This window comes from Actinoplanes teichomyceticus ATCC 31121 (assembly GCF_003711105.1).
GTDB classification, from domain to species: domain Bacteria; phylum Actinomycetota; class Actinomycetes; order Mycobacteriales; family Micromonosporaceae; genus Actinoplanes; species Actinoplanes teichomyceticus.
This window is the reverse complement of record NZ_CP023865.1, coordinates 1066741-1083748: the sequence shown is the minus strand read 5'-3', so window position 1 is coordinate 1083748 and position 17008 is coordinate 1066741. Positions and strand designations below refer to the sequence as shown.

Annotated in this window: 10 protein-coding genes and 1 pseudogene; 7 read left to right on the top strand and 4 right to left on the bottom strand. The window is 64.5% G+C overall.

The annotated features are described in order from the left end of the window. Positions 1-22 precede the first annotated feature (22 nt). Complete coding sequence (locus tag ACTEI_RS04930; protein ID WP_164465839.1) at positions 23-763, top strand: HNH endonuclease; 741 nt, start codon at positions 23-25, stop codon at positions 761-763. A 50-nt stretch (positions 764-813) separates the two neighbouring features. Here the strand turns inward: ACTEI_RS04930 and ACTEI_RS04925 are convergent, their stop codons facing one another. Together ACTEI_RS04925 and ACTEI_RS04920 are read right to left on the bottom strand one after the other, a co-directional pair. Then, positions 814-1470 (bottom strand): hypothetical protein, encoded by a 657-nt coding sequence (locus ACTEI_RS04925; protein WP_122976559.1) that lies wholly within the window; start codon positions 1468-1470, stop codon positions 814-816. 53 nt (positions 1471-1523) lie between these two features. Beyond that, positions 1524-2381, bottom strand: coding sequence for an IS5 family transposase (locus ACTEI_RS04920; protein ID WP_122976141.1), 858 nt, complete (start codon positions 2379-2381; stop codon positions 1524-1526). Positions 2382-3259: 878 nt separating this feature from the next. Between ACTEI_RS04920 and ACTEI_RS04915 the strand changes: the two genes are divergently transcribed. The 4 genes and pseudogenes from ACTEI_RS04915 to ACTEI_RS04900 all read left to right on the top strand — a co-directional run bounded on the left by ACTEI_RS04915 (position 3260) and on the right by ACTEI_RS04900 (position 7469). Beyond that, on the top strand, positions 3260-4651 hold the full coding sequence (locus ACTEI_RS04915; RefSeq protein WP_145831107.1) for a PIN-like domain-containing protein: 1392 nt from the start codon (positions 3260-3262) through the stop codon (positions 4649-4651). 56 nt (positions 4652-4707) lie between these two features. Further along, positions 4708-5140 (top strand): annotated as a pseudogene (locus ACTEI_RS04910) (transposase); the annotation flags it as partial. 248 nt (positions 5141-5388) lie between these two features. Continuing rightward, entirely contained in the window at positions 5389-6222 is an 834-nt protein-coding gene (locus tag ACTEI_RS04905; protein ID WP_164465838.1) for a PDDEXK family nuclease, read from the top strand. A gap of 386 nt (positions 6223-6608) precedes the next feature. After that, the gene (locus ACTEI_RS04900) at positions 6609-7469 is read left to right on the top strand and encodes an HNH endonuclease (protein WP_164465837.1); all 861 of its coding nucleotides are present in this window, start codon (positions 6609-6611) and stop codon (positions 7467-7469) included. Positions 7470-7727: 258 nt separating this feature from the next. On the opposite strand, the gene ACTEI_RS04895 is transcribed toward ACTEI_RS04900, so the two are convergent. Both ACTEI_RS04895 and ACTEI_RS04885 read right to left on the bottom strand, forming a co-directional pair. Then, positions 7728-9359: a hypothetical protein gene (locus tag ACTEI_RS04895; protein WP_145831108.1), complete on the bottom strand. Its 1632-nt coding sequence runs from the start codon at positions 9357-9359 to the stop codon at positions 7728-7730. A 405-nt stretch (positions 9360-9764) separates the two neighbouring features. Continuing rightward, positions 9765-11897, bottom strand: coding sequence for a zinc-ribbon domain-containing protein (locus ACTEI_RS04885; protein ID WP_122976554.1), 2133 nt, complete (start codon positions 11895-11897; stop codon positions 9765-9767). Between the two features lie 879 nt (positions 11898-12776). Here ACTEI_RS04885 and ACTEI_RS04880 point away from each other — a divergent pair. Further along, positions 12777-14486, top strand: coding sequence for a DUF262 domain-containing protein (locus ACTEI_RS04880; protein ID WP_203723598.1), 1710 nt, complete (start codon positions 12777-12779; stop codon positions 14484-14486). Next, positions 14483-16723 (top strand): DUF262 domain-containing protein, encoded by a 2241-nt coding sequence (locus ACTEI_RS04875; RefSeq protein ID WP_122976553.1) that lies wholly within the window; start codon positions 14483-14485, stop codon positions 16721-16723. The genes ACTEI_RS04880 and ACTEI_RS04875 overlap by 4 nt, the downstream gene beginning before the upstream one ends. The last annotated feature ends 285 nt before the right edge of the window (positions 16724-17008 follow it).

The window sequence follows — 17008 nt, the reverse complement described above, 5'->3', positions numbered from 1 at the left end:
CCTGACGGAGCTGGCGCCGCACGTGGCGGCAGCCGCGGTCGTATACGCCCAGGCGGCGATGGCCGGCGGCCTTCATGATCTTTCCGCTCTGCGTAACAGGACCGAGAAGGACCCGTCGGTCAGGCCCAACAAGGACGACCGGGCCGAACTGGTCCGCTTGTACTCGGAGGGATTGGTGCAGAACAAGGCCGGCCGGGTCGTCTACGACCTCCTGGTGTCCGCTGCCGCGGACGCGTGCCCGTTTTGCGGGCACTTTCCGGCCGATACTTTGGACCATGTTCTGCCGAAGTCCGAGTTCGCGTTGCTGTCGGTGACCCCGGACAACCTCGTGCCAGCCTGCACCCCATGCAACCACCGCAAGAACAACAGGACCGCGGCCGCCGCGGACGAACAACCGCTCCACCCGTATTTCGAGCATGCCGATACCGGTAGGTGGCTGACGGCACGGCTACTGCCTGGACTGCCTCCGGTCGTGCAGTTCTTCGCGGAACCGGACGGGTCGTTTTCGGAGGTGATCGCGAATCGAATCCGACATCAGTTCAAGCAATACGCGCTGGCTGAGCTCTACACCATCCAAGCACAGCGGCTAATCGCCGGCGAACGAGGCTTGCGCGCGGACCTGCGTAGCGCCGGAGGCTCGCAGCTGCTCGCAAAACACCTCCGGGCGAGCGCGCAGAGCTGGGTCTCGACCTCCGTCAACTGCTGGCAGCGTGCCGCGTATGAGGCGATGGCCGCGGACCGGACCTTCGTCGACGAACTCTAGACCTTCGCAAAAGATCGCCCTCGATCGCTGACAGTGTGGCGGCAGGCGCCTCAGGGCAGCCGGTACAGCACGCCATGGCCGAGCCACTGCACCAGGGTGGCCGCCAGGTGCACCGCTGCCTCACCCTCCGCCGGAGTTTGGGTGCGGGAGTTCGGGCTGCCGGCATGACGGGATTGTCCTTCCCATAGCAGCGCCAGCATCTCGATGAGCCGCCCCGGCTCGGCGGGCTGGCCGAGGCGATCCCCGATGGTCAGTCGCCAGCGGCTGCTCTGGTTGCGCAGATCCCTGATCACGGTGCCCAGGGTCCGGCGGGGATCAGCCGGGCAGACCAGCGGGCAAGCGACTGCTTCAACGGCGAGAACGGCCTGGTCGTAGGCCTTGTCCGGGTCCGGCTGGCGGCCGTAGGCGGCGTCCCACGCCGCGGCGAGATGTCGGGCTGCCTCGTCGCCGGCGTCGCGCGTCGCTATCGCGTTCGCGGCGGTGACGGTGGGGTTCTGGCGCCGTTCAAGGCCGCGGCGGGTGGCACGCCACATCGAGTTTGCGGCGTCGAGAATCGCTTCCAACGACTCGGGGCTGCCGTGCTCGGTACGAAATGATGACCAGTCACCCCAGTCGATCCAACGGATCGCGGCGTCGACGGCATCAAGGAATGCCGGGTCGTCCGCGGGCAGATTCCAGGGCTGGACGGTGGTGCGGATGCGCAACATGATCTGGCGGGTATCGGCACTCAGAGGACGTCTGATTAACGTATTTTGTGGTGCTATGTGATTTGGGGGTCTCGCCAGGTTGGGGTGTTTTCGTCCGTGAGCCGGCGGGCGAGATTGTCGATCATGGCGAGGGTGATCATGGATTCGGAGTTGCCGGGCAGGGTTTCGTAGTCGCGGGCGAGTCGGCGGTGGTGCATGAGCCAGCCGAGGGTGCGCTCGACGACCCAGCGCCGTTTGGTGACGCTGAAGCCTTTGACCTGTGGGTCTTTGGTGACGATCTCGACGTCGACGCCGAGTGTGGCGCCGTGTTCGACGGTTTTGACCTTGAAACCGGCATCGACCCAGGTCTTGGCCAGAGTGGGGTAGGTGGCGGTGGCCTGGTCGAGCAGGTCGTTGCCGATCACGTTGTCGCTGACGTTGGCGGCGGTGACGAGCACAGCGAGCAGTAAGCCGAGGGTGTCGGTGATGATGCCGCGTTTGCGGCCGGCGATCTTCTTGCCGGCGTCGATGCCCTGGGTTTCGAGCGGCACGTTCGTGGATGTCTTGATGCTTTGGGTGTCCATGATCGCTGCGGTGGGCTCGACGGTGCGGCCGTGGTGGTCGCGGACGAGTCCGGTGAGGTTGTAGTTGAGTTCGGTGAAGATCCCTTCCTTGCTCCATAAGGCGAAGTAGCCGTAGACCGTCGCATGTGGAGGAAAGTCGTGGGGCAGGTAGCGCCAGGCGATGCCGGTGCGGTTGACGTAGAGGATCGCATTGAAGATCTCGCGCAGGTCGTGGGTGGGGACGCGGCCCTTGATGCCGAGCTGGGTTCGGGCGTCGGTGCGGGCCTGGCGCCAGGCGCTCAGGCGCGGCTCGATCAGGGCCCAGCGAGCGTCGGACAAGTCGGATGGGTATGCGCGTCGTTCGGTCATGACCTGGGGATACGGTGGCATCGGCGGGCGAGGGGGACACCAGGTCCGTCGATTCCGGGCGGAAAACTAATCAAACACGATCGAGGGATCAAAGGCCGCAGATCTCCTCATATCAGAGTCATCTCGAAAGGGTTGATTCGGGCGTATCGGCCAGCCGTAGCCATGATCGCGGGTTCTCAACCCTCCGATAACTCACCAACGTTATTAAAACGTCCAGTCAGACCGTGTCCCGGCCGCAATGTCGTCACTGGCCCCGGCATGTACTGAAGCACTCGGAAGAGCCACTCCTGGACCTGGGTGTAGAGCCAATCCGGCATGTCCTCGACGAAACCGCCGGCCGGGATTCCGGCCTCTCGTCGGCTCAATGGCTGCCATGACGGTGCCTGGCCCGCATCTGCTTCGGTCACGGATGCTGACCGTACCCGCGGATCGTGTGTCGCCGACACGCCATTTCGGTGTCTTGTCACGGCCGGAAAGACACCTATTGCGTGTGGTCATCGCCGGTAGTTCTCCAGGCTGGCGAGGAAACTCGGTGGACGCGGTAGCCACGGCGGCGGCCATCGCGTCACTCAACGCCGGGCTGTTCGCGACCGGCGCCGAGACTGTCTTCTGGGACGACGACGGCCGGCCCGCACCCTGGTCGACGTACGTCGAGGTCGTATCGACGACGGCTGTGATCAATCCAGCCTCCGCTGGAGCCGTTGGGCTCAACGTCGTCCCAGCACCCGACGGCGGCGTACTGCGGACCGAAGTCGCCAGCCGACAAGTCTCCTCCCGAGACTTACCGGATCCGCGGCATGCCATGCGACCTCTGCTTGTGGGGCTGGTTCCATGACGTGGAAGGTTCAGGCTTCGGGCAACAACTAGACCGCAATACCATGACCAGCGTGACAGGCGAGCGGACCGAGTTCCGGAGCATGTTCCCAGGTTGGCTGGGGCAGCAAAGCATCCAGGACAATTACTTCAAGTCTGGCCTATTCGTCCCGGACGCGAACATCCTGCTCGGCTGTTATCGCATCGGCCCGGCCGCCCGCGAGCAACTCCTGAGCACCCTGGAAAACCACCAGGACAGGCTGTGGGTTCCGCACCAGTCAGCCCTGGAGTTCGCGCGCAACCGCGACAAAGTTCTTCCGGACCAGAAGAAGCGCCACAGCGAAACCAAGAAGCAGGTCAGCGACTCCCTGAATAAGGCCATCAGGGCGATCAGCGATGCTGTGGAGACGCTTACCGACTACCGGGCGAAGTACCTAGCCGAAGCCGAATGGCACGCCGCTCAGCATGGTCTCGCCAAGGACGACATCAAGACGAGACTGACGGACATGCTCAGCCCTGTGACCGACGAACTCTCGGCGATCCAAGGCGGGCATGACGTGACGGTCCGGGATTTCGCCGACGCGTCCACGGATCTCATCCTGGCGCGGCTGTCGACGATCCTCGACGGCAAGGTCGGCCCTCGTTACGACGCGGCGCGAGTACGGCAAATCGTCCAGGAGACGGTCGAGTATCGGTTCCCCAACCAGATCCCGCCGGGCTACAGGGACGCCGAGAACAAGAACGCGCTCGGCGCCGCCGGCGATGTGATCCTCTGGTACCAGGTACTCGACAGGCTCCGCTACGGCGAGGGCGATTTCACGAAGGTCGTCTGGATCACCACCGACGTGAAAGAGGACCTGTGGGTCCTCGATGACAAGGACCGCCATCCGGTGAGGGCCCGGCCGGAACTGGTCCAGGAAATGTACGACGAAACCGGCGCCGAACTACTCATGGTCACCTTGCACGACTTCCTGACCGGCGCCAAGACCTTCCTCAACGCCGACATCTCCGACGAAACCCTGGAACAGGCCGAAGGGCTTTCCACCGCTCCCCCCGATAACATCGGCCTGCTAACCCATCGCCTGCTTCAGGGCCTCGACAACATCTTCGATCGCCTCGGCATCGACCAGCTCGCCACGCTCGTGGCGCGGTTGTACGCCCGGGCGGGATATGAGGTGGCCGATCTTCAGGTCAGGGAGTCGGGAGCGGACATGGTCGTGCACCGCGGTGGACAGAAGACCGCCATCGCTGTTCGAACGTCCGGACACAACATGCATACGGCGCTGGCTGGACTCGTCGTTGCCGCGGACGCGCTGCCGGCCACCCATAAGGTGATGATCTATACGGGGTCGTATACGCCACTCGAGTTGAAACTCGGGGGAAGCCTCGGCGTCGAGATGAGAGACCTCACCGACCTCGCTGATCTCGTCGACGGCCAGGACGAACTCCCCCTCTAGCGCTCAACGGCATTCGGCAGATCAACATATCGATGGTCAGCCCTCTTGCGTGGTGCATGGCGGCGAGCGAGATTGATCAGTGGCAGGGTGGGTTGGACCGGTTGCATGCTCGGTTCACCCGGCCAGGGCCACGGCGGGCTCGGCGGTATCCGTCCGGGCTTGGTCGCCGGTCTTGATCGCGAGAAAGGGCTGGACCCTGGCCGAGCAGGCCGGTGACTTATCGCCGGATGGGACGCCGCGGCTGTTGCGGAGGGCGGACTGGGAAATCGACGCTGTGCGTGACGAGGTACGCGACTACGTGATCGAGCATCTAGGCGACCCGGGCGGAGTGCTGATCATCGACGACACCTGCTTCCTGGAGAGGGTGCGGAGTCTGCGGGTGTAGGCCGGCGGCATTCCGGGAACGCGGGCGGATCGAGAACTGCCAGATCGGTGTCTTTCTCGCCTACCGCTCAGCGCGGCGGGAATGCCGTGATCGACCGGCAGTTGTGCCGCTGAGTTTGCGCGTTCGACCTTGACGTTCAGGCGCTCTCACCAGTAGATCAGGGCCGAAGCCGCAGTGCTGGGTGACCGTGGTGGATCTGCCTAGCCACGCGGTGTCGGCGGCCGCCGGGTGAACACGGGGCCGCGTTGCGAGCCGGTCGCCTCACCACGTCCCTCGGCTGATGCCGCACGGCTGCGGGAATGTCATACCTCACGCATACCCTCATCGCGGGCCGGCCTGAGGGGGTATGACGGTGACAGACGAGTGGGATCATAACGAGGTAGAGGTCTGCGACCGGATCCTCGGCCAGACCGCGGGTCTGCTCGCCCAGCGCGGTGACGATCAATCGGTGGCGTTGCTCGTCGACGTCCGAGCTATCACGATCGTCGACACCGACGAACTGCTTCGCACACAACAGGTGAGCCCGCCGTTCGGTCTGAGCGAGTACGACCTGATCACCGTGAAGATTTATTCCCGGGTCGCGGTCCTCGACGTCGATGACCATCTCGTCGAGCGGTTCACCGAAGAGATTCGGCAGCGCATCGCCAACACTCTGAAGTACGTCGCGGAGCGCAACAGTCGACCGGACGTCACCTCCGTGCGCGTGCGGCCGGCCTTGCCGGTCATCGAGGGCGACTGGCGCACAAGTTACGCACAGCGCCTGGAGAGGCCGACCAATCAGGCTCGCCGAGAGTCCGGGGCCGCCAATCATCCCGTGCAGGACGGCCTCACCTTCGGCAGCAAGGAGGAACTGCGGGTCTACCAGGCGCTGTCGCAGCTCCAGGCCGCGATGCCCGAGCACGACGCCATCGCGATCGCTCCGCTGCCCGGAGTGCGGTTGCGCAGCGGAAACACTTGGTCTCCTGACCTGTTGGTTCTCGGACGGGGCAGCGCTGTCATCGTCGAAACCGACGGACCGCACCACCGCAACCAACGCCGTTATGTCGACGACCGCAACCGGGACCTGCAATGGCAGCGGGCAGGGATTCCGGTGGTCCGGCTTGCCGTCGAGGACCTCGGGACCGACGACGAGTTAAAGCGCCGTCTGGTGGAAGAACTGCGTCGACACCTCGGCCGTCAAGCGTAGCGGCGTGTCGACCGCCGCTGGGCGGTACCCGGAGCGCTTAGCAGTATCGCCCCTGCCGGGCCGTACCACGACTCACGCAACGGCCTCGATGGGCTCATCAGTTTGCATGACCTGCTCGACCAACAGGAAGGACTACAGAAGGCGTGGAGACGAAGATCCGGCGGTGTGAGGACTGCCCGAGGGAACTCCCCCTGGTCACCGGAGGTGGCCGTCATTCCCCGCGATGTGGCGACTGCCAGCGCGAACGCAAGCGTCAGCAGACACGGGAAGCTCAGCGCCGTAAGCGCGCACCGGAACGCGAGGCGCGCATTCGGGCGGAGTTGGAGCGCCGATGCGTCGGCTGCGACGGTCCGCTGCCACAGATCCCGGGACGAGGGAAGCGGCCGGTGCGGTGCACATCCTGCGCCGAATCTCACAACCGTGAGCGGCGGATCCAGTACGCCCGCCAGTACTACGCCGACAACTATCCGAGGCGACCGGAGGTTTACACGTGCGGCGCCTGCGGGCTCGAGTTTGGCTGGAAGGCACGCGGCGGCAACCCGCCCCGCAACTGCCTGTCGTGCACGACAGCGAACTTGCGGCAGCGCCAGAACGCCCGCAACCGGGCGGCGACGACGGCCCGGCGGCCCGTCGTCTTCACCTGTGTCATCTGCGGCGAGGCGAGGCCGGTTGCCCGGCATGGTCAGATCCCCGTCTGTTGCCGGGATTGCCGGCCGGAGTATGCACGTCGCGCCGAGCAGGCGCGCCGGGATGCGAATGCGCTGCCACCGACGGTGTGGCGCACGACCTGCCTCGGTTGCGGCAAGACCATCGAGCAGATCGGGCGTAACGGAAACTTCCGTAAACGGTGCCCGTCCTGTGCCGAACGAGCGTGGAAGCAGCAGTCTCAGCAGTGGCTCAAGGATCGGCCGGAGATCCGCCGGGTCAAGAACCGCAACAACAAACGCAACCGACGGCTTGCGCGCCGGGATCCGGCTTCCGAGAAGTTCACCGACATCGAGATCTACGAACGCGACGGCTGGGTCTGTGGCATCTGCAAACAGCCGGTCGACCGGACCCTAATCTTCCCGAACCTCTGGTCGGTCAGCCTTGACCATGTGATCCCGCTAGTACGCGGAGGCAAGCACCGACGCGACAACGTCCAGTGCGCTCACTGGCTGTGCAACTCCCGTAAGACCTATCGGCTGGAATCGGAGATGAACCAGCTGCGGCGGCGGTCCAAGACGATCGTCACGTTCGTCGAATAATCAGGCCGAGCCCCCCGGCCCGGCGCACGTCGCAGCCGAGGCATCCGCGTGCCTGAGGATGCTGACCCGGATGCTCGCTGGCCGAGATCGTATGTGCGCCGTTTCAGTCGCGGCGCGGGCCAGTCGGGCGGCACGGAGGGTGCAAGATCACTAACCACCCGCCACCGAGTCGTGGACATGGCTGGCTCTGTCGGTGCGATACTCACTGCCGAAATCAGACGTACGCCTTCATGACGCCGACGACATCCTCGGCGGCAGTCAGGTCTTGGTCGTGATGTAGCGCGCGAGCTTCGCCGCGGTGGCCGCAGCTGTCTCATCGTGCCACCGAACCAGGTCCTGATCCGCTGTACTGCTCTGGCCGGGGCTGCTGGCAGTACGACCAATCTGCTGGCATATCAGCTCAAGAACGGCATCGTTGCCGAAATACGAGGTATGCACCAGCGCGGTGTCGGCGGCGGGGATACGCGCCACAGCGCCGCCGAGCGTACGCATCGGCAGGCCATTGAGGGCGGCCTGCGCGTACGCCTGGCGGACACTCGCGCCCAGGACACCGGTCTGCTTCGTCGCCTGTATTTCCAGGTCAGCGGCGACACGTACCGGCAGTCCGTCGGGGACTTGATCGAAAGGCAGCGGAGTAGCGCTGACGTAGGCGAGTACCGTGCCGGGGATGTCCGACCCCTGCGCGGCGCGCACCATCGTGCCGGCCACCAGACGTTGCGCAAGCGGCGCCGCAGTGTGATTGACGATCGTGGCGAGAGGGCCACGGATGATGCGGTTGCTCCACGGAACCGCATCCGGCGCGAGGCGCCCGGTGTAGCCGGGAACACCAAGCTTGATCATGGGAAGTGGCAGGAGCTCCGCGGGGGTAGGCGGTGCCGGCTCGGCGGGGACGGTTGGTCGGTTGGTCGGCTCAACGCAGAGCCGTCGGTACGAAGGCCCGCCAGCGCCGATGGTATTGCTCAGCCCGGTGATGGCCTCGTCGGTGGGCGCCCACAGTCCGAGCCATCGGTCGCCGAAGCGGGCGGCGGCCTCGCGGGCGGCGACCGCGCGCGTGCTCACCGAGCGTGCGGTGCTTCGGCGGCTCTCCCACCCGGTCGGAACTATGCCAAGCAGGAAGGTCGTTACCGCGACCGATAGGCCGATCACTGCTTCGCCGGACAGTGCCGCGAGGACCGCGAAGATCGGGATGATCATCCAGACCTGAGGAAGCGCTGCGAACAGGATGTCGATGGCCCGGCTCTGCCCCACTTTCACCAGGGAGAAGGCATGATGTGGCCAGCCCCGAACGACGAAGCTCTTGTGTTGCGGCAGATAGTGCAGAAACGGCGTGCCGACCGTCGTCCAGCTCCGCAGGTGCTTCAGTTCCAGAAGAGGGCTAAGCCGGGCATACTCATCTTTTGTCCGCCCGGCTGGCGGGAAGCGGTGGGGGTCGGGCCAATCGGCGACTCGTCGCCAGGCTGTCCGGCGCGGCGCAGGAGGTATCAGGCCCAGTTGTTGCAAGTAGGGCCGGACTGCGGGAAAGACGGTGCGCTGCTCGCGCATGAGATGGGCGGTGATGAGCGCCTCCCAGATCACGGATCCGCCGTGGCTGTGCCCGATCAGGTGGTACGGCCGTCCGCGACTTTCGAGTTCCAGAAGGCGTGCCAGCAACCGATGGCTGGCGTCCAGGCGGTCAGCGAGGGAGTTACGGCCGGTCCAATGGAACAGAGGCATGTCGTCAGCAGGCAGGGCCGTGCCCGGAGGCAGCCGCTCCTCGAGTTGTTGCCAGGTGGCGCTTCCCCGCTGCCACCACCGGCTGCCGACGTCGTTGCCCTCGCGATCACCGGCGAACGTGCCGTGCACGCAATAGACCAGGTCGGGCTCAGCAACGTCCGGCGCCTCAGTCACCACGACATGTCCCTTCCGGGCCGTGTGACCCGACGCCGTCATCCGCTCGGCTCCGTGACGTACGGCTGGTTCGAGGCGGCCGACACTCGGATATCGACGATGCCAAGCCGGCCAGTAGTAGTCATTGTTCCCCACACCGGCTCCACGGCTACAGGCGATGGCGGCATCCGCATACCCGGGGAAGTCCTGGGGCATCGAAGCGGCTGCCGATGGCGACATCTGGCTCCGTGGACACCGTCGACGTCCTACACCACCGCATCGGCCGGGTAGACCTGCGCGAACTACGCGGCCACATCGGCAACGTCAATCCGCGTCACCCCTGCGCTCACCACTGGCAGTGACCGAGGTCGCCGGAGTTGGGCAGGCCTCTTCTGCGGCGAGACGTCGTCGATCCGCTGCTTAAGTTCGTCAGCTTTCGGGATTGGTCTCGGTGGGCAGCGGGATCTGGTGGGGATCCAGCTCTTTTGGCTGCCAGCCGATCAGCACGTACACCTCGGCCAATGAGTCGATCGGAAGGTGATCGTAGGCCCACGTTTCGGTGTATCCATCGAAGCGGTCGACGATGTCGGCGCGTTGTTGCCGCACGCCACGTGAGGCCAGTAGCGCGAAGAAGCCGTTCTCTACCCGCCGGGCTTCGGCGCCGTCGAACGCTGGGGAAACCTCCAAGACCGTCCAGCCGTTGCGTGTATGTGTTGTGAGCCTGCGCTTGGGAACGTTGGTAATCCCCAGCTTGCGCTGGATGGTGGAATCCCCGCGGGTAAGCAGATAGATGAAACCTGGAAGATTCGGTTTGTAGCCCGTGACTGCGCAGTCGGGGCATCCACTGCCCGCGTTGATTCGGTTGGCGATGGTGGCTTGCCAAGCGTGACTCACATCAACGATGCACCGCCACCACACCTTCCGATCGCTGCCGGGGACCAGGTGATGGCCCGTGATTTCACCGTTGAGGACGGGATCGAGCTGGGCGGCCAACTCCGGGAATCGGCTCGCGAGTGAGTTAGTCACGGACGCCTGTTGCCCCGCGCACGCCGGGCAACCGTTTCCACCCCCGGTGCGGCTTCCTGGCGTGGCCTGCCATCGGTGGTCATCAGCAACGGGGCAGCGCCACCACACCTTCATGCTGCTGCTGCCGGCGACGATCTGGTCGGCGGTGAGCCCGTTGTTACGGTCGGGATCCAGTTGGGCTGCGATCGCAGGGAAGCGGGCGGCGAGTGAGTTGGTCACCGACGCCTGACGCCCTGAACAGCCTGGACAACCATGACCAGCTCTGGTTCTGTCCACGACGCTGGCTTGCCAAAGGTGGTCTGCGGCGATGGGGCAGCGCCACCACACGCGCAGGTGGGTGCCAGCAACGATCTGGTCGGCGGTGAGCCCGTTGTTACGGTCGGGATCCAGTTGGGCTGCGATCACGGGGAAACGAGCGGCGAGTGAGTTGGTCACCGACGCCTGCAAACCCGCGCAGCAAGGGCAACCGTGACCGAGCCCAGTACGGTTGCTGACCGTAGTTCGCCAGCGGTGATCGGCTGCTTCGGGACATTGCCACCACACCTTGCGGTTGCTACCTGCGACGATGCGCTCCCCGGTGAGGCCATCGTTGCGTTCACGATCTAGCTGAGCGGCAATCTGAGGGAACAGAGCAGCGAGCGAGTTGGTGGTTGATGGCTTACGTCCGGCGCAGCATGGGCAGCCGTGCCCGCCGCTAGTGCGGTTGTCTATCGTCGTTTGCCATCGGTGATCGTCTCCCTTGATGCACTGCCACCACACCTTCCGGGTGCTGCCAGCGACGATCTGGTCACCGGTGAGGCCGTCGTTGCTGTCCATGTCGAGTTCCGCGGCAATCTGCGGGAATCGCGCGGCCAGCGAGTTTGTCACCGACAGTTGGTAGCCGGCGCAAGCCGGGCATCCGGTGCCCTGGCTGGTTCTGCGGTTGGCTGTCGCCTGCCATTGATGGTCAGGGCCGGCGGTGCAGCGCCACCACAGCTTGCGGTTGCTGCCAGCAACGATCTGGTCGGCGGTCAGGCCGTCGTTGCGATCGGAGTCCAGTTCGGCAGCGACCTGCGGAAACCGGGCGGCCAGTGAGTTCGTCACCGACACCTGATTTCCGGAGCAAGCCGGGCACCCGGTGCCACCTCTGGTGCGGCTGCTGACAGTGGTGAGCCATGTGTGGTCGGGGCCGGCGGTGCAGCGCCACCACAGCTTGCGGTTGCTGCCAGCAACGATCTGGTCGGCGGTCAGGCCGTCGTTGCGATCGGGATCCAGTTCGGCAGCGACCTGCGGAAACCGCGTAGCCAATGAGTTTGTCACCGACACCTGATAGCCGGCGCAGCTCGGGCATCCGTTGCCCATTCGGGCTCGGCTGGACACGATCGCTTCCCACTCGTGATCCGGTGCTACCGCGCATTGCCACCACACCTTACGGTTGCTGCCGAAGCTGAGTGCGGCTACGTCCAGAGCACCGTTGCGTACGGGATGGATCTGAACGACGAGTGTGGGGTGGCTTTCACGGAGAGGCGTCCGCTGACGAGCCGGTGTATCTGTCACTTGATCATATTCTCAGCAGGGTATGACATTTCAAGATCGTCGATCGCGAGGGTCTTCACGATGTCGCGGAACGCCTGGCAGCGGGTGGGTCAATCGAGCAGGCCGAGGTTGATGGCCCGCCGGACAGCAGAGCTCCGGTCGGACGCGCAGAGCTTCTCGAAGGCGCGTGAGATAGGCCCTCACTGTCGCCTCTCTGATATGAAGCGCGTGTGCGGTGGACTGTTTAAATGAGGGCAGCAATGAGGTGACAACGGCCGCCGGGTCCGGGTGACCAGGCCCGCGGGTCACAATGGACGATGGCCCCGGCAACGTGACGTTGATCCGCCTACGCGCCGCCCGGTCCACGGAAGCCGGCGCTGCCGGCTCGAGCTGATCTGCGCCGCCTGGCCGAACTGCAACAGGCGTGGAGAGTTTCGGTCGACTCGTTGCTGTATCGCTGCCGCGAGATCCGGATTCTGTCGGATCAGGCGGCAGGCCGGCATGGCGGCGCCTCGCGGAACTCCGTCATACCCCGGTTTCGCTACTGAGTCGGTAGGCCGCTATCCCGGCGAGCAGCCGGTCATGCTGGGCCAGGCATTCGACCTCGCAGCCCGCGAAACCGGATTGAGTGTCCCGGTGCTCGCCCAGGAATCGGCTGGTCTGTCGCCCGGACGCGGGAACTCCTCGGGATGACACACCAGCGTCCGGTCTTGCGCTTGGTGCCATGAGTTGAGACGGGTGCTCCAACGCTTGTGTCGACGTCGATGCGCGGCATCAACACAAGCGTGCCGCCCGATGGGTGCCGACGGGATCCGTCTGGCCTCGCGCAGCAGGCGAAGCTTTGTTCGCACGAGCGCTGATACCTCCCAGTCCCACCCACCGTTCAGCTAGATTGTGGGCGTGCCTGATCCGATCTTCGAAGAGGCGACACTGCACCGGCGCTTCGTCGGCGACATCGACGGTCACTTCTTCGTTCCCGGGTATCAGCGCGGCTACCGGTGGGGCGAGCACGAGGTGGGCCGGCTACTGGACGACATCCAGAACAGCGACGGCAAACCGTACTATCTTCAGCCCATCGTGGTGAAGAAGCTGACCAACGGCAAGTGGGAGCTTGTAGACGGACAGCAGCGCTTGACGACACTCTTTCTCATTCTTGAGTACATCCGGCGCAACGCGCTTCCCGCAGCGAACCCGCGCTACTCCCTGGAGTACGAAACGAGGCCGGAGAGCCATGTCTACCTGTCGGAACTGAACGCCGACGATCACACCCGCAACATCGACTTCTTTCACATATACCAAGCCTACGAATGCATCCGCGGGTGGTTTGAACGTCAGCCTAATCAGCTACAGGCAGCGATCGACCTGTACACCGCCATGTCCAAGTTCGTACAGGTCATCTGGTACGAAGCGCCCCCGCACATGGACTCCAAAGAACTCTTCCGGCGACTCAACGTCGGCCGGATCCCGCTGACCGACGCCGAACTCATCAAGGCGCTGCTGCTGGCCAGGATTCGCGACACGGCCGGGCAAACCGACCGGGCCCACGAGGTCGCGGCGCAATGGGATGTGATCGAACGGGACTTGCGGGCGCCCGAGGTCTGGGCGTTCGTCACCAAGAAGGCCCGTGAAGAGGCGACACACATTCGCCTGATCCTCGACACCCTTGCCGACGCCATCGCCAAGCCGCCGGCAAGAGGGCCGCGGCCTCTTTTTCACACTTTTGAAACGTTGCGGCCCCGCATCGAGCAGTCGGCGCACGCGGTGTGGAACGACATCCAGGACATGCACTCGATGCTGCTCGGCTGGTACGAAGACCGGGACCTCTATCACCGGATCGGTTTTCTGGTGGCGGTCGGGGAGCCGTTCGAGGCTGTGGTGGACCTCGCCCGCGACCAGGCCAGATCCGCGCTCGATGTCGCCCTCACAGACCGGATCCGCGCCCGGCTCAGTAGGTCAGCTGACCAGGTTAAAGAGCTGACATACCCCGCTGAGAAGTGCACCGAGGTCCTGCTACTGATGAACGTGGAGTCCATCCGCCGGCGTACCCGCTCCTCCGAGCGGTACTCATTCCAAGCTCACGCGTCCGGGACCTGGTCGCTGGAACACATCCACGCCCAGAATGCGGAGCCCCTGCGCCGGGCCGAACAGTGGACGGCCTGGCTTCGGCTGCACCGCGAGGCGTTGACGGCCGTCCCGGCCGACGACGAGGCCGAACGCGACAGCCTGCTCGCCGACATCGCCGCCGCGCTGGCGACCAGCCCGCTGCCCGAGGACAAGTTCCGTGAACTCGAAGACCGCATCGTTCGCCGCCTCTCCGCCGATGGCAACACCGGCGACGAGGTGCACTCGATCGCCAACCTCGCTCTACTCGCTAGTGGCGACAACAGCGCCCTGAGCAACTCCGTCTTCGAGGTGAAACGGCAAGCGATCATCGAACGGGACAAGGCCGGCACGTACATACCCGCGTGCACGCGCGACGCGTTCCTGAAGTACTACACCGACGCGCCCGCTCAGCAGCTGCATTTCTGGGGAGCCAAGGACCGGGAAGGCTACCTCGCCGAGATGCTGCGTCTGCTCACCCCATATCTCACCGATTCGGACACTGTATGAGCGGCATCGTCACCAGCTACGTCGGCCTCTTTTGTCCCCGTGACGACGAAGCCCTCACCATCGAACGTATCGAGATCCCGCTGATCCAGCGCGACTACGCCCAGGGACGAGCCGACGCCGACGTCGCCGACATACGATCCGATTTCCTCGACGTCCTGCTCGCGGCGGCCGCCGGAGAAACCCGGGTGGGCTTGGACTTCGTCTACGGTGACGTCCGAGACGGCACGCTGCGGCCGCTAGACGGTCAGCAACGGCTCACGACCCTGTTCCTACTTCATTGGTATATCGCCTTCCGCACGGAACGACTCGAGGCCGGCCTGGACTGGACGCGGTTCTCTTATGCAACCAGAGCCAGTGCGCGGCTGTTCTGCGAGCGGCTCACCGAGAACCCGCCGCCTGCGACGGTCACGAACCCGTCCGCCTGGATCAAAGACCAGTCGTGGTACCTGCACGTGTGGCGTCACGATCCGACCATCCGGTCCATGCTGGTGATGATCGACGCGATCGACAGCCGCTTCCACGACATCGACCTGCCAATGGCCTGGGTACGGCTTACCGACGAAGCGGAACCGGCGATCTCGTTCCACCTGCTGCCTATTGAGGAGATGGGCGCCGGTGACGAGCTCTATATCAAGATGAACTCCCGCGGTAAGCCGCTGACGCCATTCGAGAACTTCAAGGCCAGGTTCGAGAAGGCGCTGGAAGGCTCACCGCGGGCAGCAGAGTTCGCTGAACGCATCGACGGCGCCTGGTCTGATGTGTTTTGGGCCTATCGCGGCACCGACGACATCGTTGACGATGAGCTCATTCGTTACTTCGCCTTCGTCACCCAGGTCACCGAGTGGCAGAACGGAACAATCGCCCGAGGGCGGCTGGAGCCACGAGCAGAGGCCGTATTCAGCCCGGACACCGCGAACGGTCCTGCTAACCTCGACTTCCTCTTCGACGCCTTCGACGCCTGGCGGGACATCGATGTCGCCAGCCTTTTCGCAGGCCTGTTGACTAATGACATCTCGCGTCGCTCGGAGAAGGTGTTGTTATTCGGCGCCAGGCAGATCGACCACTTCCGGGCCTGCTGCGACAGCTATACATTTGGCGGAAGTCGGCCGTTCGGCTGGGCCGAGACCCTCACCTTGTACGCCGTCCTCATCCACCGCATCCACCGGACCGAGGGATTTCCCCGCCGGCTCCGGATCCTGCGCAATCTGCTGGAAGCTTCTAGCAACGAGCTTCGTCTGGAGAACATGCCCGCCCTCGTGCGGGAAGTCGCGGCCTTGGTCCGCGGCTCCTCACATGAGCAAGCGTTGGCGAATCTGTCGGCTTTCAACGAAGCCCAAATCGACGATGAGAGAGCCAAGGCCGCGTTCCTCGCGGTACATCCCGACCTGACCGATATCGTATTCGATCTTGAGGATCATCGGCTGCTGCGCGGCTCCCTCGTCGGCATCGAACTCGATGCCGACCGGCTCCCCGCCCGTGCAGCCCTTTTCCGGAAGATCATGGCTGACCAAAGCCTGTGGCCGGCTTTGACCGGCGCCCTCCTGGCCACCGGCGACTATTCCCGGCGCCGCAATCCCCGTTCCTTCAGGTTTGGATCCCCCGAAGATGATCGCTGGTGGCGTGAGCTGCTCACCGGTACACGGCGGGCTAACCTGAGCCGTACCGCGAAGGTCCTTGCCGAACTACTTGACGCAGTCGCCGGCGCTACCACCGACCTACCCGGCGCGCTGCGCACGATTCGCAATGACTGGCTCGCTGAACAAGACACCTTCGACTGGCGGTACTACCTCGTCAAATACGACGCCATGCGCGCGGGAAAGTCAGGAATCTACTTCGCCGAAGGCGGCCACATGAGCTTCCGGCTGTGCATGCTGGACAAGACCCAGTTGAACAGCTGGTACCGCGACCCGTTCCTGTTGGCTGTGTGGGAAGAGGTCGACTGTCCGGGCGCTGTCGAAGATCCGTGGTTCATGGGTTACGAGACCGCCGCGCGTTGGATGACCCTGTACAAGAGCAGGACAGCAATCAGATGCGTCACTCAAGGCTTCCAGCTCATGCCGCCACCCACCGAGGCTGATCTCCTGGCCTTCACGGCAGTCTGCCATGCCTGGGGAATCGGGGATGACAATCTGCTGCGGCTCCCGCAACACCAACGCGACGGCCGCCTGTTCGATGATGAAGATCGCGTCCAAAAGGGAGTGCAGCTGCTCAAGGACCTCATTGCCGCCGGGCTATGACGGAGTTGCGAACGCTTCGCGCCACCGCGCAATCACCGCTCCGATCGTCAGAGCCCTCCCGACAGAACATCTCGAACATGCTCGCGCCACCGTCGAACTCAGCGCCGAGACCCTCGACCGTATCGACGAAGTCGTTTCGCCGGCCGACCCTCAACCCAACGAGAACGGCTGGGCCAAACCCTCACCGCAGACCGCCGCCAAGAGCCGGTGACGCCCGTCACCGGCCGCCCGGACATTTACTCCAGGCGGCGCCCGTCCATCGAAAGACGGGTTGTGTCCCACCCG

Bases quoted from the DNA above. Each gene is read 5' to 3' on its own strand.
- ACTEI_RS04925 (WP_122976559.1), bottom strand. From the start codon at position 1,470: ATGTTGCGCATCCGCACCACCGTCCAGCCCTGGAATCTGCCCGCGGAC.
- ACTEI_RS04920 (WP_122976141.1), bottom strand. From the start codon at position 2,381: ATGACCGAACGACGCGCATACCCATCCGACTTGTCCGACGCTCGCTGG.
- ACTEI_RS04915 (WP_145831107.1), top strand. From the start codon at position 3,260: ATGACCAGCGTGACAGGCGAGCGGACCGAGTTCCGGAGCATGTTCCCA.
- ACTEI_RS04875 (WP_122976553.1), top strand. From the start codon at position 14,483: ATGAGCGGCATCGTCACCAGCTACGTCGGCCTCTTTTGTCCCCGTGAC.